This window comes from Photobacterium gaetbulicola, from assembly GCF_003025515.1.
Taxonomy (GTDB): Bacteria; Pseudomonadota; Gammaproteobacteria; order Enterobacterales; family Vibrionaceae; genus Photobacterium; species Photobacterium gaetbulicola.
Genome location: NZ_PYME01000033.1, coordinates 1 through 15,096, shown reverse-complemented (window position 1 = coordinate 15,096; position 15,096 = coordinate 1). Strand labels below are relative to the sequence as shown.

Annotated in this window: 22 protein-coding genes and 1 pseudogene; 13 read left to right on the top strand and 10 right to left on the bottom strand. The window is 45.0% G+C overall.

Annotated features, from left to right (window positions below; genetic code table 11):
* Nucleotides 1–23: 23 nt before the first annotated feature.
* Complete coding sequence (locus tag C9J03_RS22320; protein ID WP_044623307.1) at nucleotides 24–1,712, bottom strand: AAA family ATPase; 1,689 nt, start codon at nucleotides 1,710–1,712, stop codon at nucleotides 24–26.
* A gap of 220 nt (nucleotides 1,713–1,932) precedes the next feature.
* Between C9J03_RS22320 and matP the strand changes: the two genes are divergently transcribed.
* The 4 genes from matP (at nucleotide 1,933) to C9J03_RS22300 (ending at nucleotide 3,944) form a co-directional block, all read left to right on the top strand.
* Nucleotides 1,933–2,385 (top strand): macrodomain Ter protein MatP, encoded by a 453-nt coding sequence (gene matP / locus C9J03_RS22315; protein WP_039461169.1) that lies wholly within the window; start codon nucleotides 1,933–1,935, stop codon nucleotides 2,383–2,385.
* Between the two features lie 168 nt (nucleotides 2,386–2,553).
* Complete coding sequence (locus tag C9J03_RS22310) at nucleotides 2,554–2,868, top strand: DUF3634 family protein (protein WP_039461171.1); 315 nt, start codon at nucleotides 2,554–2,556, stop codon at nucleotides 2,866–2,868.
* A gap of 105 nt (nucleotides 2,869–2,973) precedes the next feature.
* Complete coding sequence (locus C9J03_RS22305; RefSeq protein WP_039461173.1) at nucleotides 2,974–3,378, top strand: PPC domain-containing DNA-binding protein; 405 nt, start codon at nucleotides 2,974–2,976, stop codon at nucleotides 3,376–3,378.
* Nucleotides 3,379–3,455: 77 nt separating this feature from the next.
* Nucleotides 3,456–3,944 (top strand): PaaI family thioesterase, encoded by a 489-nt coding sequence (locus tag C9J03_RS22300; protein ID WP_044623308.1) that lies wholly within the window; start codon nucleotides 3,456–3,458, stop codon nucleotides 3,942–3,944.
* Here the strand turns inward: C9J03_RS22300 and C9J03_RS22295 are convergent.
* Nucleotides 3,941–4,165 (bottom strand): hypothetical protein, encoded by a 225-nt coding sequence (locus C9J03_RS22295; protein WP_231580663.1) that lies wholly within the window; start codon nucleotides 4,163–4,165, stop codon nucleotides 3,941–3,943. The two genes, C9J03_RS22300 and C9J03_RS22295, sit on opposite strands and share 4 nt — an antisense overlap.
* 302 nt (nucleotides 4,166–4,467) lie before the next feature.
* Here C9J03_RS22295 and C9J03_RS22290 point away from each other — a divergent pair, with 302 nt between their 5' ends.
* Complete coding sequence (locus C9J03_RS22290; protein ID WP_052260700.1) at nucleotides 4,468–4,914, top strand: flagellar brake domain-containing protein; 447 nt, start codon at nucleotides 4,468–4,470, stop codon at nucleotides 4,912–4,914.
* 18 nt (nucleotides 4,915–4,932) lie between these two features.
* Here C9J03_RS22290 and C9J03_RS22285 read toward each other — a convergent pair whose 3' ends face one another.
* The 8 genes from C9J03_RS22285 to C9J03_RS22250 all read right to left on the bottom strand — a co-directional run bounded on the left by C9J03_RS22285 (nucleotide 4,933) and on the right by C9J03_RS22250 (nucleotide 10,620).
* Nucleotides 4,933–5,316 carry a response regulator gene (locus tag C9J03_RS22285; RefSeq protein WP_039461179.1) on the bottom strand — a complete coding sequence of 128 codons (384 nt, stop codon included), beginning with the start codon at nucleotides 5,314–5,316 and terminating at the stop codon, nucleotides 4,933–4,935.
* Nucleotides 5,317–5,609: 293 nt separating this feature from the next.
* A complete protein-coding gene (locus C9J03_RS22280; RefSeq protein ID WP_044623310.1) occupies nucleotides 5,610–6,056 on the bottom strand; it encodes a hypothetical protein in 447 nt (148 codons plus the stop codon).
* Nucleotides 6,049–6,813 carry a transcriptional regulator gene (locus C9J03_RS22275; protein ID WP_044623311.1) on the bottom strand — a complete coding sequence of 255 codons (765 nt, stop codon included), beginning with the start codon at nucleotides 6,811–6,813 and terminating at the stop codon, nucleotides 6,049–6,051. The genes C9J03_RS22280 and C9J03_RS22275 overlap by 8 nt, the downstream gene beginning before the upstream one ends.
* A 145-nt stretch (nucleotides 6,814–6,958) precedes the next feature.
* Nucleotides 6,959–7,621 (bottom strand): hypothetical protein, encoded by a 663-nt coding sequence (locus C9J03_RS22270; protein WP_082060613.1) that lies wholly within the window; start codon nucleotides 7,619–7,621, stop codon nucleotides 6,959–6,961.
* A gap of 12 nt (nucleotides 7,622–7,633) precedes the next feature.
* Nucleotides 7,634–7,981, bottom strand: coding sequence for an antibiotic biosynthesis monooxygenase family protein (locus tag C9J03_RS22265; protein WP_052829766.1), 348 nt, complete (start codon nucleotides 7,979–7,981; stop codon nucleotides 7,634–7,636).
* A 96-nt stretch (nucleotides 7,982–8,077) separates the two neighbouring features.
* The gene (locus C9J03_RS22260) at nucleotides 8,078–8,746 is read right to left on the bottom strand and encodes an outer membrane beta-barrel protein (protein WP_052829767.1); all 669 of its coding nucleotides are present in this window, start codon (nucleotides 8,744–8,746) and stop codon (nucleotides 8,078–8,080) included.
* A gap of 465 nt (nucleotides 8,747–9,211) precedes the next feature.
* Nucleotides 9,212–9,775, bottom strand: a complete 564-nt coding sequence (locus C9J03_RS22255; protein WP_082060614.1) for a papain-like cysteine protease family protein — start codon at nucleotides 9,773–9,775, stop codon at nucleotides 9,212–9,214.
* On the bottom strand, nucleotides 9,772–10,620 hold the full coding sequence (locus tag C9J03_RS22250) for a hypothetical protein (protein ID WP_044623312.1): 849 nt from the start codon (nucleotides 10,618–10,620) through the stop codon (nucleotides 9,772–9,774). Before C9J03_RS22250 ends, C9J03_RS22255 begins: the two co-directional genes overlap by 4 nt.
* A 249-nt stretch (nucleotides 10,621–10,869) precedes the next feature.
* Here C9J03_RS22250 and C9J03_RS27040 point away from each other — a divergent pair.
* The 8 genes and pseudogenes from C9J03_RS27040 to C9J03_RS22215 all read left to right on the top strand — a co-directional run.
* Nucleotides 10,870–11,289: pseudogene (locus tag C9J03_RS27040) on the top strand (ATP-binding protein); the annotation flags it as partial.
* Nucleotides 11,290–12,108: 819 nt separating this feature from the next.
* On the top strand, nucleotides 12,109–12,942 hold the full coding sequence (locus C9J03_RS22240; protein WP_044623313.1) for a major capsid protein P2: 834 nt from the start codon (nucleotides 12,109–12,111) through the stop codon (nucleotides 12,940–12,942).
* A gap of 9 nt (nucleotides 12,943–12,951) precedes the next feature.
* Nucleotides 12,952–13,227 carry a hypothetical protein gene (locus C9J03_RS22235; RefSeq protein WP_044623314.1) on the top strand — a complete coding sequence of 92 codons (276 nt, stop codon included), beginning with the start codon at nucleotides 12,952–12,954 and terminating at the stop codon, nucleotides 13,225–13,227.
* Complete coding sequence (locus tag C9J03_RS26785; RefSeq protein ID WP_156149940.1) at nucleotides 13,227–13,379, top strand: hypothetical protein; 153 nt, start codon at nucleotides 13,227–13,229, stop codon at nucleotides 13,377–13,379. The genes C9J03_RS22235 and C9J03_RS26785 overlap by 1 nt, the downstream gene beginning before the upstream one ends.
* On the top strand, nucleotides 13,376–13,576 hold the full coding sequence (locus C9J03_RS22230) for a hypothetical protein (RefSeq protein ID WP_044623315.1): 201 nt from the start codon (nucleotides 13,376–13,378) through the stop codon (nucleotides 13,574–13,576). The genes C9J03_RS26785 and C9J03_RS22230 overlap by 4 nt, the downstream gene beginning before the upstream one ends.
* A 3-nt stretch (nucleotides 13,577–13,579) precedes the next feature.
* Complete coding sequence (locus C9J03_RS22225) at nucleotides 13,580–13,966, top strand: hypothetical protein (RefSeq protein WP_044623316.1); 387 nt, start codon at nucleotides 13,580–13,582, stop codon at nucleotides 13,964–13,966.
* On the top strand, nucleotides 13,935–14,222 hold the full coding sequence (locus C9J03_RS22220; RefSeq protein WP_146149103.1) for a hypothetical protein: 288 nt from the start codon (nucleotides 13,935–13,937) through the stop codon (nucleotides 14,220–14,222). The genes C9J03_RS22225 and C9J03_RS22220 overlap by 32 nt, the downstream gene beginning before the upstream one ends.
* Before the next feature lie 481 nt (nucleotides 14,223–14,703).
* On the top strand, nucleotides 14,704–15,006 hold the full coding sequence (locus tag C9J03_RS22215) for a DUF4189 domain-containing protein (RefSeq protein ID WP_146149102.1): 303 nt from the start codon (nucleotides 14,704–14,706) through the stop codon (nucleotides 15,004–15,006).
* The last annotated feature ends 90 nt before the right edge of the window (nucleotides 15,007–15,096 follow it).

The window sequence follows — 15,096 nt, the reverse complement described above, 5'->3', positions numbered from 1 at the left end:
ACATGTACGCCAGACAACTCGGATCAGTTCTGGACAAACCAGTGACGAAGTCGTGTTAACAAACCGACATGCTTAACTATTTCACCGTTATGGAAGATATCAATGCGCTCGGCAATCTTCGCCAACAAGGTCTCTGCATCCTCATCATCGCTACGGAAAGCTTGGCCCGTGAGCAGAGGCAGGGCGTCATCGACACTCTCAGCTGTCCATAAGTGGAATTTGCCGGCCTTAACAGCCTCTAAGACCTCATTGTTAAGACATAGGTTAGTGAGGTTTGTTTTCGGTAAGATGACACCCTGGTTACCTGTCAGGCCTCGGAACGCACATACCTTGTAAAAACCTTCGATCTTCTCGTTAATGCCACCAACCGCCTGGACACGGCCAAATTGGTCTACGGCACCGGTAACGGCGATTTGTTGGTTTATCGGCTGCATCGACAGGGCCGACACCAGCGAGCAGAGCTCGGCCAGAGAAGCGCTGTCACCATCGACTTCCGAGTACGACTGCTCAAAGACGATAGAGGCGGAAAATGGCAACGGCTGATCCAAGTCCAAGGCGGTACTTAGGAAGGCTTGCATGATCATCATGCCCTTGGCATGGATATTTCCGCCCAGCTCTGCCTTACGCTCAACATCAGAGATATCGCCGTCACCAAAGTGAACCACACACGAGATACGGGCTGGCTCGCCGTAAGCTCGAGGATGGCCCGGTACTTCAACCACGGTAAGGCCATTGACCTGACCGACTTCTTCACCCTGGCAATTAATGACCACCTGACCATGATGGATGTCCTCGATGGCACGTTCAGGCAGGTATGACTCGCGGTATTCGCGGGCCTGGATCGAGTCTTCCAGGTGCTGGGCGGTGATCTTGTGCCCCTGGGACTCCAGCGCGGCTTCACAGAGAAGGCTCTGGTGCCAGATTGGGCAGAGCGGTACGCGGGTCTGGTCCTCTGCGTAGCGGGCACCGGTTTTGAGCACCATCTCCAGCGCTTGGGTATCAGCTAGCTCAGGCAATTTGGCGGTTTTGATGATGGCTTTCAGGTAGGCAAGATAGAGCGGTAGGTTATCTTTGCTGATCACTAAATCTTGCTCGAATTCACCGTACATGGTGAAGCCTGAAGAAATATCCGGCTCGGCATTTTCAAGCTCGGCCATGAGATAGCGGTCGCCAATCAGCACCAGTTTGATGTTGAGTTGCTCGGCGGGTGGAAGCGGGTAGAGACTCTTGTTCGAGGCGGCTTGCCACTCAAGGGTTCCATTCATCAAAATGCTTTTCAAACGCGGCCACAAGCTCGGGTTGGCTAGGATAGCGCCGACCGATAGCACCAGGTAACCGTTATTGGCCTGGTGTACCAGTCCGTGTTTGACTTGCTGCTTGTTGATGTTGTTTTCTTCAACTGGTGGATACACGGCACCAAACAGGCTTTGTTCTGTGACATTTTCGCCAGCTACGATAACCGGAGATTCATTTTTGGCTTCGGCTTGTTGTGAGATCAGCTCAATGACATAATCACGGTATACCTTGTTGTCAGGTGCTGTAATTCGCAGCACTCGAGGCTGAAGTTCGACAGCAGTAAACCGGCGCACAGCATCTGTGAGACGATCTTGCAAGGTTCCGGTGATTGCGGGAACCAGATCATCGTACTGTTCTAGGATGGCTTGGTACTGGGAGTAGTCTGGAGTCATCGAGCGCCAGTTTTGTTCATGCATGGGCGTGTGCTTAATTTCGTTAGTGTGAAAAAGTCAGCAGTATAAATGAATCAATGGCCGCATAATAGCTTAGTGTGTAATGTTATTGACTTCGTTTGCAGTTCAGTTGAGATCGACTTAAAAACAATCGCTTAAACTTCAAAAGGGAATTGAGCTTTAGGAGCCTAACAGTTACACTGTCACTACTTAAGTTTAGACTTATCGAGAACCTCTGACGACTATGAAATATCAGCAGCTTGAAAACCTTGAAGCCGGTTGGAAATGGAATTATTTAGTAAAGAAATGGAAAGAAGGTGAAGCTATCACCAGTTACATCGATACCAGTGAGGCGACAGCAGCGGTAGATGAGCTCCTATCAATAGAGCATGAGCCGACCAAGGTCTTGAAGTGGATTGATAAGCACATGTCGCCAGAGCTTGATAAGAAGCTCAAGCAAGCCATTCGAGCCAAGCGTAAGCGCCATTTCAATGCCGAGCAAGTCCATACCCGTAAAAAATCGATCGACCTCGATTACCGTGTGTGGGAAAAGTTGGCGGAAAAATCCAAAGAGTTAGATTGTACCTTGTCCGATACTATCGAGTATTTAATCAGTGAGTCTAACAAGTCTGAAGTGGCGAGTAAGAAGGTGCTGGATCTTAAAAATGATCTCCATGAGTTGCTGGACTTTGAATAGGCGCTTGATTCATAAGCCTGTTTTGCTTCAGAGTTGTTAACCTGACTCAGGCGCGGATCGCTAACGTGTTGTAAAATATGACTGAGATGCCATAGCTTCTACTCGAAACCCATTTAGTAAATCATTTTGTAGAGCTGGGCCAAAAAGGAACTTAGAGAGGAGCCAAGCATGGAATTCGCGCTATATGTGATTGCCCTTGCCATTGTTATATTTGTTCTCGTGTTTAAAGATCGGCCGATAATGGTGCTGGTCTTTGAAGAGGGAAAGTTAACCCAGCAGAAAGGCCAGATCCCAAATGGTTTTCTGGTCGGTTGCAAAGACATTGCCCACAAGCAGCCTTTTTCAGGCAAGATTAAAGTCTACAAGAACCGCTTTACCACTAAGCTGGTTTTTTCCAAATCAGTGCCTGCGAAAGTTAAACAGCGAGTCCACAATGTCTTTCCGTACAGTGGTGGGTCGAAGAAGCGTGGAAGACGCGCTTAATTGATTTATTTACACTCTAAAAGCTCTCCATTCAGGGGAGCTTTTTTGTATCATAAGCACTTTAATAAGCACTTTATTTCTCTGGTAACAACACAGGTAGCCCTCATGATCATGCCACATGCTTTTCGCTTAACCCTTGGTATGGATTTAAAACAATCAATTTTGACTTACGTGAAGCAAAAAGGAATGAAAGCCGGATCACTGTTAAGTTGTGTTGGTTGTCTATCTCACGCGTCTATACGGCTGGCAAATGAATCCAAGAGCCTGGAGCTGGTAGGGCCACTAGAGATCCTTACCCTTACAGGTACCCTGACTCCAGAGCATGTCCACTTGCATATTTCAGTGGCGGATCAATCAGGCCGTGTCTACGGCGGCCATCTCCAAGACGGCTCGGTGGTGTCTCATACGGCAGAGGTTTGTCTGGCGGAGTATGCGAACCTGTCTTTTACCCGTGAGCCTGATACGGCAACCGGTTTTACCGAGCTGGTGGTTGAAGAATTGGAACATTAAGTCGTAGGCGAAGAGAAACCCCAGGCTAGCTGTATATACTTGTCAGTATAAGAATCTGATAAGTAGAGGGGAAGGCGATGGGGAAAGCGGCGGATGCGGTGTCTTTTCAGGCTCAGTTGAAAGGCAACCATTGTTTTGGCTGTGGGGGTGAAAATCCCCACGGACTTCATATTCAAAGCTTCTGGGCTGAAGGAGATACCGCTGTGTGTCAGTTTACCCCCGAGGCCTATCATTGTGCTGCACCAACTCACTTTCTAAACGGTGGAATTATTGCCACAGTGATTGATTGTCACTGTATTTGTACCGCGATGGCTGATGCCTACCGGCGTGCTGGCCGGGAAATCGGTCAAGGAGAGGCAATATGGTACGCAACCGGGAGTTTGTCACTGAACTATCTTCGTCCGGTGTTGATAAGTGCTGATATTGTATTGCGAGCCGATATTTTGGCTGTGGAAGCGCGGACAACGCATTTGGTGTGTCACCTTATTGCAGAGGGTAAAACAGCCGTAGAAGCGAAGCTAACGGCTGTTAGGGTGCCTGAGCAATGGATGTCTGCTAAGGGTTAATTGTGAGTCGGTTTAGACGCTGCAATATCGACAAGTGCCTGGTGGCTAGATAAATAGTGTTGGATTTTTTGTTGCAGGTCATTCAAGGCTTGCTCAGCTATTATTCTTTTTTCTTTTTCCTGTTCCAATTCCTTGCCCAGTTCAACGGCCATATAGCCACCTTTGATTAAGGCTTTGGTTGTGACATTGCTCTCAGTAATAGACTTTAACTCTTCAATCATGAAATAGTGTTTGTCGATATCTCTTATTGTAATTGCCATTTGCTTGTTAACGCTTAAAAGATGGCATTATCTGTCAATTTGTCGCTATGTCAATGTTTTTGATGGCTTTCCTCGGGGCACCTATAATACTTTAAAATAAATTTTGCTATCACACTGATAATGTATATTTGCGCCAATCTAGCGGGGTGCAAGGCGGCTAACACCTAGTATTATGCTAACTAGGTTATTGAAACTATTGTGGTTACTATTAGACAAGGATTAGAATTCCCTTACAAAACAAATAGTCGTCGTAAGGGAAAGTCGTGAACCTGCAACTGAGCCAGATTAAACGTCGAGCGATGGAAAATCGTATTAGGCAGCTCTCAAAACCTTCGTTACCAGGGCTGATGGAAATTACGCACGGAAGTGAGATAACACTGAGTGTTAAAACCCCGGTAGGGCAATTGTTCCAGGTTAGTTCGGTTTTTATCGGTACCAATGGCAAAGACAAGCTATTTATCGAATTGCCAGAGGTTAACAAAATAGAAAGGGAACAATTTTTTCAGCTTGGCTATCGGATGACGATAAAAGCCGCTTCTGAAAAAGGCGAAGGTGCTTTGGTAAGAGTGACAACTAAAATTAGCCATATCATTAGTGAGCCCGTTCCGCTGCTAGTTGTAGATATCCCGCCTAACATTGATGTCGTTCAACTGCAAAAGGAGCCTCGCTACGGCGATAGTCTAACGGACAAACAAGGGGAGATGGTCTAGCCATCAGCAATAAGGAATTTAGGTATCACTAGGCTGGAAAATCCCTAGTTTTTCTAGGCAGCGTTGAACTTTGTGCATAGAAAGGGGCTTTACTAGGTAGTCATTCGGGTTATGCGAAATAACACGCTTAACAGTCTCCATTTCGCTATCACCAGTTACAATCACAACCGGCAATGAAGGGTATTGCGTTCTGATATATTGCAAGACTTCAATCCCGTCCAGCGGCTTACATAGGTTTAGATCGAGAAAAATGCAGTCAACCTTACTTTTAAGCAATGTATTATAGGCTTGCTGCGCAGTAGGGGCATAAAGGAGCTTTTGAACCGGGATGCTTTTTCTTAGCAATTCGGCCAGGATCTTAGCCATCATTTTATTATCTTCAATGATGAGAAATTTATTCATATTGGTTCTTCCTTAAACTCATCCTGTTCCTGCTAAGAATAACAAAAGTACTAATAAATATAAGTCATTAAAAGGTGCTCTGGTACCTAGTATGATAGGGAAATTTCACATTTAACTTGATTAATGATAAGCCAATCTGTGATCTTCCTCGTCATCAATCGCACCTCTAACGCACTATAATTATTAACTTGATTAAAATTCAAACATTTTAGCAGGCATAAAAAAAGCGCTTAAATAAAGACGAAACAGAAGGGATGGGAGGTAGGCTGCATGTTCCATACAGCCTGGTTTTGTTAACCGTTGAGCGGCTTTCCAAGTAATACACTATTTAGGTTCAGCAGTTGGTTATCTTTTGTGATAAAGACACCACGTTGGTCGGAAATATACGCCGCCTTGTCAGCTGACTCGATAATGTAAAAACTACGGGCAGTGAGAGATTGCTTTTTTTCTGCTGTGTCCTGCTCCTTGGCAAGGACGAGATAATGGGACCCATAGCGTAAGAAGATGCCATAGAACTGCTTAGAAATCGTGATTTTCTCAGCTGCGTTATAACCCAAAAATTGCATCTTGATCCGCCCGTGAGTAAAGACGGTTGAAAGTCTCTCGTGGCCAATGCCCGGATACTCCGATTCAAACTGATAGCGACCCTTTGTCGTCAAAGCAGAAAAAATGCCGATACTGAGTGTAAATAGCACCCCAAGAAAGACCCCAATCGCCGCTTTTGTCAGGAATTTAGCCATGGCATTCACCTTGTTCAATATGGGAGGTTAAATCGGTAAATCCATTCTGTTGGTCGATGGCAATTAATTGATACTTATCACAAATGCCACCCAGTGGATAAGCAATCATTTTTGCTTTTGGTGCGGGGTGAGCCCTGATTGCCTTAACAACTGCTGGTGGTAAAAGTTGGCCATCAAAAAGAATCTCATGTCTATCTACACGCGTTCTTTCGACAAAAAGCGTCATTTGGGAGAGGGTGATTACCGTCACTAAAAATGCCGTTGCGGTTACAAGGTAACGCTTTGACAAGGTGGAGAGTAACGGTAACAAGGTGTGAACGTTGCGTTTTCCTGCCTTCGTTTGTAAACGCGGGTCTGCCGAATTAGGAGTGCTGGTGGCTGCTGGGATCTCTTCCAGTGCTGGTGGGGTTTGAGTTTGCTCCGCTAAATTGTTTTCAGCCGAAGGAAGGCGAATGAGGTAGCCTTTTTTTGGCTCGGTCACAATCACGTCGTTTGCGCCAAGCTCAGAAAAAGCCGAACGAATATGTTTTATCGCCACGGTCAGCGAGCTGTTGGTTACCACCTTACCGGTCCAACAAGTTTCAAGCAGGGTATCGCGGCTGACGGCTACATTGGGCTGTTCTGCCAGCATACAGACAATTAAGGATTCTGAGCGGGACAGCCTCACGCTCCGGTTGTCAGTGGTGCGGATCAGCACTTGTGTTACAGGGTCTATCTTAAAATCCCCCAGTAAAACCGGTGTTGTCATGTCATGCATAATTTTCCTCATATTCACCACTTTGAGCTGGGGATTTTATGGGAATGCATAGCTCAAAACAATGTTGTGAAGGGTAAAAAACTAGGAGCTGAATAAGCAAAGGTTTGTATGGCCGAACGATAGGTAAAGTTCGGCCTGTGAATGATTAAATGTTCAACTTATAACCAAGGTACATAATGTTGTAAGAGGCACTTTCTGTTTTGACAGCTTCCAGTTCTTTGGCAATATCTTGGGCGTGGCTTTCATCCCGAGCTTGAACTGCAATAGAGTAGGTTGGCTGCTTCATGTTGCTATCGAACTCTTGAATGCTGAGGTAAGCCGAGGTGACAATCCCTTGCGCATTCCAGTTAACGACTTTCTGAAGGTCTTTTCCGAGAATTTGATCGACCAAAAGGTTTTGCTGGGGCTCTAACCAGGTAAGTTCTAGTGCATAGGTGTTTTGGACGACTTCTTTATCCAACCATTTAGTGCCAATATCTCTAATTTCGCTCACTTTGACGATATCTTCTTTAAAAAAAGGCAAAGGTTCCAAACGTTTAAGAACTTGATCGGCCGAGTCGGCTTCCATTACAAAGTTAATGATCGGAAACTGCTTATCATCAATAGTAGAATGTCGAACAAATAGATCGTGAATGACGCCTTGTTCGATTAATTCAGAAAATGCATTGCGCTGGGCATTCATACCTTCGAAAACCGTCAAGGCATCATCGGTCTTCCATTCAAGGCTGACGCCATAGGCGGCACTATGTACTTGAGTTGCTGTCATGGCTAAACCAAACGCCAATGGAATTAATTTCTTGTGCTTCATACTATATTCCTTTTAGTTTCGGATAACTTCATAAAGTGCAGGGTAGAACTCCACTTCTGATATATTCAGAGGGGGCAATGACTTGTTCATTGCGGAAATAGCCGATTTAAAATCGCATTCTGATTCCCACTTAGCGACATTGATGTAATGAAACTGGCTATTTGGCTGGATAGAACGGTGCAAGGTCGTTGAGATGTAACCCGGTTGTTCAGCCAAGAAGTCTCTGGCTTTTTCCCAACGCTCGAGTACGTCTTGCTCGTGTGCTTTAGGTACGTGAAAGGGGTTAATTAAAGTGACTTCAGCACTTGCTGATGTGGCAGCAAGTAAAAGCGCTAGGGATGGGATGACTTTACTGAGCATTTGGATTTCCTTGTTATTGTATGGCGTTCAAAACTTATCACATACAAAAATCAGAAAACCCAAATACCTAGCTAATTAATATTAATTATTGCTGAATTACGATATATTGAACTGATAGCGTACACCTAATCGGAAGTTCATCTCTTTTAGCACCGGAAGTTCACCTAATTGTGTGTGGCCCAAATCCATTGCGCGATGGGCGATATTCGCTTCAACGCTCCAGTCTTCAGTCAGATGGATCTGGTTATCCAGGCGAAGTTCGTACAGAGGCTCATCGAATGTTGCAACGCGAATGGCTGGTTCAGCAGTCCAGCGCGGCATAATATTGATTTTGGCACCGAGTTCTGCGGTGAAGGCGGTATCGGAATAGCTCATCGAGATATTCGAGAACAATGGATTTGATAGGTCCATTTCCGCGGTCAGTTTTTCTGCACCTAATAGGGCGTATACCGAACTGTTTTTGCCTACAGGCATATAGTAACCAAGACTTACAAGCGAGTGGCTAAAGCCAAGGCGGTCCCGTGACACATCGTCATAACGACCTTCTAAAAAGACTTGGCCGACAGGGTTGATACTCGCACGCGCGTAGTAACCAGACATGTTGTCGTAACTGCTGTTGATATCGGTCGGAAGGTATTCACTGTATAGCGAGTATTGGTAACCCGCAGAGACATAAGAATAGTTTTGCTGAAGCCCTGTAGGTCCAGCAATTGCAGATGTTGTAATGGCACAGCCCAGGGCAAAAAGAGGGAAAGCGTTTTTCATAGTATTAGTCTCCAAAAGCGAAAAGGAGACTAAGTGAGGTCATTACAAATTGAAACATTTGACGGTGATAATTCATATTAATTAATTTGTTAATTAACCTATACTGCTGATTTTAAATGTATTTGTTTCTAGTGCACTATAATTTCAAATCTTGACCTAATAAAAATATATTACTCAAAACCGTCATTTAGCTTAATAGGCAAATAATTCATACTGGCAATTCAAAGGGGAAACATAGCGTTTGAATTGAGGTAGACGGCCAAGTAAAATAGGAAAAGTCTATCCGAACCAGATGGGGTGACCGCGTCACTTTATCTGGCCGGCGTAGTAGAATTACTGATTAATAGCTCTTAACGTATTAGTTTTTGACTTACGGTAGTTTCAACCAAGTGAATTTGTAAGATGTCTTTGTTATCCATACTAGTGTTTTTCTGTTATTGCCTAACGCCTAAATTGAGTAATACATTATCTAACTACAATGGCATTCATCCAAATAGGAGCTATGAATGAATAAGGAACTGGTTGTGTAAAATACGCTAATGGATCATTGATATGAAGCATTGGCTCAATACCATATCTTGTTCGAGTAAATGACATTCCTCGAAGAACAACAACATGAGAACTTATCATTCCAGTCCTCACTTGCAAAATAACTGGCATTCCGTTTGACAAGGTTCTATAGAGCGTCATCGGATCTGTTGGTGGTGCATAACTTGAGTATCGGCCACCAAAATAAGCTATCAGATGTTGAATCTGAGGAATGCTTCCGGTTCTAATACAACTAGGATTATACCCATTGCAGCAAAATCCAGGATGAACTCCATTAGCAATTGCCACAAGAGCACATTGAGGCGGAGTATTTTGTGGTCCTTGAATTGAGTAGATAATTTGCTGTGCAACTGCAGCCCAACACCATACCTGTGTTTGCTGAGGTATATTTTGAATGGGAATATCTACAGGCCTAGGAATTTGTGCTTGTGTAGATATCGAAATTGATATTAATAACAGAGAAATTAGAAAGCGATTCATAGTTCCAAATATCTCCTGTATAGCTCGTCAATATCTTTAGAATCATGAATTAGAGAAAGCCTCGAAAAAAAACCATTCTGTGTTTTCGGCGGATTTACAATGAATTCACCGTATCTAAACCTATTGGTCACTTCATTCAGCAATTCAATATCTTGAGTAGTGACTGTGAAACTGTACGCTTGTTTAATAATAGGTTTATCGTTCGGGTCTTCCCTGAGTACGAACAACACTCTATATTTACCTTCTTTGAACCAGCTCATATTTCTGGAAACAATTGAACTAATTTTTCCATAAAGTTCGTCACTAATCTTCGTTTTATTTTTGGGCAAAAGCTCAGTAGCTACGGCAGCCTGAATGACAGAAAATTCTTGCAGTATAAGGGGGCTAGGTTGGTCAAATATTTCTATGTATGCTTCCCAACCTTCGCCTGTGGCAACCGAAATGTCTCCCATTGGAAGCCTTGTAGGTATTTGGCCTGCAGAAATAGTCGTAGGCTTTAAGTAATACTGTTGAACCGGAATCTTCTTTTGTATGTTTGGGAGATCAGTATTTTCAATATAAAAACCTATATCTCTAACATACCCATGTGAAGATCCGCTGTTTTTAATTTGAAAAAAAGGCATTAATATTAAATTTCCAAGACTTTGCCCGATCTGTATATGGCTCGCTAATTTCAACTCGATTTCCGCTGATTCAAAATATTGATAGATTGGCTTAAATTGGGAAAGTATTAAAGCTAAAAAGGCAATAATCATACTTGCAGCTGATATTTTCTTTTCGTCCACAAAGCCGTTGGTTTTAGCGCCAGTATTTCTCGCATTTTGTTTTAAGAGCTTATTTCTCATATCCCACCATGAGTTATCAAGTAGATATCATACCCATTAGGTTAAACAGCCGATTTTGTGCGCAAGTCTATACTTAACTGTAGGTGAAGCTGTACATTGTTGGCGTGAAATTTAATTAGAATATTTGATGCAGTTCACATTGCAGTAAAGTGAACTGCGATTAAGTCTGAAATTTAAGCCAAGCGGTCAAAAAAAGGAATGATTCAGGAGCTGTCACCAAATTAAACCATCCTAGTTTTGACAGTACCGAAAACTTCCGCAGCCAAAAAACTGTTCATCAAACCGACCGACCAAGTCGCCATTTTTGACCCATTTGGTGACTACGAAGGAGAGTTGGCCGGGCGAAAGGTTCGTAGCTTTGAAAGCCTTTGCCGCTGCGTTGATTGCCGGTCGTAAAACCAACCAGGGTTTCAAGATTGCGTAGTATCCAAAGCATGAAACCACCGAGGAAGATTTCGACAAATTCTGCATGGTGGTTTGGGGCATGGGCTGGAAGTCTCGAAAACCATCGTAGATAACAGCCAGTTCGTGTGTATCATGATGCAAAAGGCAGATGATCGTGCGCGGTACTTGCAGTAAAATACGGAAATTCCGGCGAGTGTGATTATTGACCTCGAGAATCTTGAGTATGTTTTGCAGGATTGGGAGGTAGGTAAAATTAAATGGTAAGGATTAATATACTGTTCTAATTGACACAGCTGTGTCAATTAGAACATCATACAGCCTAAATATTAAGTTCAGGGTGATACCATCTATTTTTTAAATATACATAGTTTATTATCCAAAAAAGTGGCCCTGACAATATTGTCAAAATGACAAATGCAACTTTACTCTTTTTAAGGTGACAATATAGAGAAACTAAAATCAATAATGCCGAATAAGTGACACTAAGCCATTCGTGATCAAATGCCATCGTAAAGAGCATCACAGTCAGTAATATTACACTTCCTATAACATATATTTTCCACCAAAGGAGTCCTGGCTCATAGCATGTAAAGGTTACTTGTCTTAAGGGCTTACCACAGTGAATGCAGCTTTCAGCTTCATTTGATACTGAAGAATTGCAATCAGGGCAATTAATGAGAGACATATGGAAAATCCTTTTTATTAGTAAATTCTTATTATTAAATGAAACAATCATCACTTGTATACACCACTGACCACACATTTACATTTCATTACAGATATTAAGCCATTGCAGTCATTAATATATATAACCATTAATTACAGCACTATTTGACACGTATCAAATCCAACAAAATAATTAACCTATAGCCTTAGCGGGCTTTTTTGTGCTTGCCTTAAAACCAAATCACTTGCTTTCCTGATGGGGAACTTTTGTTAACCAACAGAGAGCAAACATCATGAGTGCAAAAACTAACTGCTATGTGATCACCGGGGTGATCGCTATGTTTGTTGCAACAGGCGTTGTCTGGGCATCGAACAACGTTGATGCCGTTGAAGACGCAATCGGGTAAGGGGCGCATTATGGAATTAGTGCAAACCCCATTCGCGCCACGCCCCAAAGAGCTAGACCCGGTCGAGGGTGTAGGCTGGGGTAACCGCGCATCACTGCGTTTGGTCTCGGGGCCAACGTATCACAGCATTGAGCTAGTCACCGACATTACTGATCCGAACGATATTGAACGTGTCGAAGTATCGCTGAACGGTTCGGCCAAAATCAATGTGACAGGTGAGACGCTGGTAAAACTGCAAGCCCACCGCAAGAACTACGCCCAACCGGGGCGCTATGTCATTTCGTTTGGTGATGCCACACTACGCACCAAGATTGGTGTACGCCAAACCGACCTTGTCACCTTGGCAGGGGAAATCTGGTTTGTGTATATCACCCTCAAGTCAAAACCTGCCGGAACCACAGCGCCAAGTGTTCGCGCCCGTGCCCATGTGCTTCCAGCACAATCAGTACGCTACTACATGCCGCGTATCTATGAGCTGACGTGGTTTGCCTCGGCAACAGGCCGCACGCCGTTTGATTTCTCCGAGCGTAGCCCGGCACTCAACCTCAAGCGTATCCATTTCCTCGATAACTCGGTTGATCGCGTTCGTGTACTGCGTGACAGCTTCGAAGAAATGAACGTCACCAAGGCAGATAACGCCTTCGACTTGGCGCAGGCCAAGAAAGAGCAAAACGAAGGTTGGTTTAGCCTCGATTTCATTCGCTACGGTTTTGGTGCTGATGGCATGTTGAACACAGCGGCACGTAGCCAGCTGGCTTTCGAGTTGGACAAGTCAGAAGTCGGTAGCGTACCGGTGATCATCGAAGCGGTCGAACAAGTGAATGCATTGCCGACCAAGAGCTAAGGGGGCGCAATGGAACTACTCGACAACATTGGTGAAACCCTCGGCGGGATTTGGGATACCGCCACAGCCGGGGGGGAATCCTGGTTGAATTCTTGGTTCGATAACGAGGCTGAAAAAGTGGCCTCGGCAGCACCGGAAGAAAACCGTAAACCGCAACACCAAGAGCCCGCACAACAACCAACAGGACAGCCAATTTACACCATGGCACCAACCAACACCGCCTTGATGTTAATGGGCGGCGGCTTTGTAGCGCTGGCTGTTGTCATGCTGCTAAGGGGGAAATGATGCCGTTTCTATTTTGGCCGCTACTGGCGGGTACAGTGGGGTTTGTTACTGGCATGTTTACCAGTGAAAAGGTCGGTCGAACATTACGTGTATTGGCTGCTGTCGTTATGGGGCTGTGGCTCTACGACATTGTGATGGGGAAAAAAGCATGATGAATATTCCCGGCCTGACGAACTCCGGCAGTATGCCTATTAATGCTGGGGCTGGCCCCAGCTCGGTAGGTGGCAATGAAGAAATCAATTTTCAGGGTGGTTCGGTGTCATTCGGTGCAAGTGGCAACCAGTCGCCAGATGACCATTGTTGTCGGTTTGGTGATGGCCTTCATGGCCGTGATGATGGTCGGGGGTAAACGATGAATTTCCACCAAATGATGCAACCGCGCCAGCGTTCGCAGTTCCAAGCGTTGGGCGAGTTTCTGTATATCGAGGCGTGCCCGGATTCAGTGGCAATTACTACCGAACGTGGTGACTATCGGTTAAAGCAGGGCGCGCAGATCCTCGACCCGCAGTTAACAGGCCGCGTGACCGTCGAGAACATGGGCGAGGCGGGGACAGTGACGATTATCTGTGGCTTTGGACGCTACATCCCGCCGACTGATGGGCAACAGGTCGCCGTAACCCATACGCCAGCAGTGACCCTGTCACCTAACCAGCAAGTCAATATCGGCCAGTTACCACAAGTGGGCGTTAGTGGACGGGCAGGCCGTTGTGATTTCGCAACTGCCGAAAGTACAGCTTGAGCCAAATCAGTCCGTGACGGTGTCACAACTCCCAAGTGTTAATTTGGCAGAAGGCCAACAGGTGGCAGTAACGGAATTGCCACGGGTGAAACTGGAAACCGGGCAAGCGGTTCGCGTCTATACCACCACGCCGATGCTGAGCAAACCCGTTGGCGGTGAGAGCATGGCAACCAGCTTGCTGACTATCACCGAAGGCATGGCAGAGCTGAACGTCACGCTGTCACATTTTATTGAAAGCCAGCTCAACCAACAATGATGCGATCACGCTCGGTACTGAGGCTGGCGAACAGCGAAAACATTACGTGAATTGCTGCCGCAGGCTTGCTAACTGGTCACAGTGAACTAGTCACCGTGACAATCGGAGAACTTGGCGCGCAACTTGGCGGTACAATCCCGGTGGTTGCCGCCATGCTGATTGGCTTATTCGACACGGTTCGCCGGGAAAAAGGTTAGGGGGCTTGCGCGGGAGAGCTGCTGATACTGGTTGATGAACTGGGTATGGGCCCACCGACGCTGTTCATTTGCTATCTGTCAGTTAAGTCTCATGAATCGGTGTGGAGTGAGTTAAAGACAATGTTAGCGCAGCATGAAAAACGTATTTTAAAGCTTGGGTGGCTTAATGATAAAACCAATGTAAATTGATAATAGCCACACTTTATCGTTATTAAACATGATATTATCACGCGAAAATGCATAGAGTTTTATAGTAGTACTCTCATATATTCATGTGGATAATAATGAACAATAAAACATTCAAATTTGGCATTATTGCAATGTCGGTAGCTCTGATGGCAGGATGCCAAACAACGGTAAGCAGTGCGGATAACCTTTATAACCAGTATAGAGCTAAACCAAATAACAAAGCATTTGCTATAGGAACAAACAATGTTGCTGGCGCTGCTTGGGGAGCTCCGTCAACCTCAGAGGCAATGGCGTTAGCAAAGAAAACCTGCGTTGATTCAGGCGGTAATAACTGTAGTGTGACGGAAGTTAATGGGAGCCCTGACCTGCCCCCAATAACTAATCCAGCACCTCTTTAGTAATGTCAGTTACATTGCTGTTGTTTAGCCCTGAACGTGTTAGTACTGCAAATTCAGAGGGGGTTAGGTATCCGATTGATGAGTGGGGGC

What these genes read in the sequence shown, in the direction of transcription:
- C9J03_RS22320 (WP_044623307.1), bottom strand. Translation starts at nt 1,712, where the DNA reads ATGCATGAACAAAACTGGCGCTCGATGACTCCAGACTACTCCCAGTAC.
- matP (WP_039461169.1), top strand. Translation starts at nt 1,933, where the DNA reads ATGAAATATCAGCAGCTTGAAAACCTTGAAGCCGGTTGGAAATGGAAT.
- C9J03_RS22310 (WP_039461171.1), top strand. Translation starts at nt 2,554, where the DNA reads ATGGAATTCGCGCTATATGTGATTGCCCTTGCCATTGTTATATTTGTT.
- C9J03_RS22305 (WP_039461173.1), top strand. Translation starts at nt 2,974, where the DNA reads ATGATCATGCCACATGCTTTTCGCTTAACCCTTGGTATGGATTTAAAA.
- C9J03_RS22300 (WP_044623308.1), top strand. Translation starts at nt 3,456, where the DNA reads ATGGGGAAAGCGGCGGATGCGGTGTCTTTTCAGGCTCAGTTGAAAGGC.
- C9J03_RS22295 (WP_231580663.1), bottom strand. Translation starts at nt 4,165, where the DNA reads ATGATTGAAGAGTTAAAGTCTATTACTGAGAGCAATGTCACAACCAAA.
- C9J03_RS22285 (WP_039461179.1), bottom strand. Translation starts at nt 5,316, where the DNA reads ATGAATAAATTTCTCATCATTGAAGATAATAAAATGATGGCTAAGATC.
- C9J03_RS22280 (WP_044623310.1), bottom strand. Translation starts at nt 6,056, where the DNA reads ATGGCTAAATTCCTGACAAAAGCGGCGATTGGGGTCTTTCTTGGGGTG.
- C9J03_RS22275 (WP_044623311.1), bottom strand. Translation starts at nt 6,813, where the DNA reads ATGCATGACATGACAACACCGGTTTTACTGGGGGATTTTAAGATAGAC.
- C9J03_RS22270 (WP_082060613.1), bottom strand. Translation starts at nt 7,621, where the DNA reads ATGAAGCACAAGAAATTAATTCCATTGGCGTTTGGTTTAGCCATGACA.
- C9J03_RS22265 (WP_052829766.1), bottom strand. Translation starts at nt 7,981, where the DNA reads ATGCTCAGTAAAGTCATCCCATCCCTAGCGCTTTTACTTGCTGCCACA.
- C9J03_RS22260 (WP_052829767.1), bottom strand. Translation starts at nt 8,746, where the DNA reads ATGAAAAACGCTTTCCCTCTTTTTGCCCTGGGCTGTGCCATTACAACA.
- C9J03_RS22255 (WP_082060614.1), bottom strand. Translation starts at nt 9,775, where the DNA reads ATGAATCGCTTTCTAATTTCTCTGTTATTAATATCAATTTCGATATCT.
- C9J03_RS22250 (WP_044623312.1), bottom strand. Translation starts at nt 10,620, where the DNA reads ATGAGAAATAAGCTCTTAAAACAAAATGCGAGAAATACTGGCGCTAAA.
- C9J03_RS22240 (WP_044623313.1), top strand. Translation starts at nt 12,109, where the DNA reads ATGGAATTAGTGCAAACCCCATTCGCGCCACGCCCCAAAGAGCTAGAC.
- C9J03_RS22235 (WP_044623314.1), top strand. Translation starts at nt 12,952, where the DNA reads ATGGAACTACTCGACAACATTGGTGAAACCCTCGGCGGGATTTGGGAT.
- C9J03_RS26785 (WP_156149940.1), top strand. Translation starts at nt 13,227, where the DNA reads ATGCCGTTTCTATTTTGGCCGCTACTGGCGGGTACAGTGGGGTTTGTT.
- C9J03_RS22230 (WP_044623315.1), top strand. Translation starts at nt 13,376, where the DNA reads ATGATGAATATTCCCGGCCTGACGAACTCCGGCAGTATGCCTATTAAT.
- C9J03_RS22225 (WP_044623316.1), top strand. Translation starts at nt 13,580, where the DNA reads ATGAATTTCCACCAAATGATGCAACCGCGCCAGCGTTCGCAGTTCCAA.
- C9J03_RS22215 (WP_146149102.1), top strand. Translation starts at nt 14,704, where the DNA reads ATGAACAATAAAACATTCAAATTTGGCATTATTGCAATGTCGGTAGCT.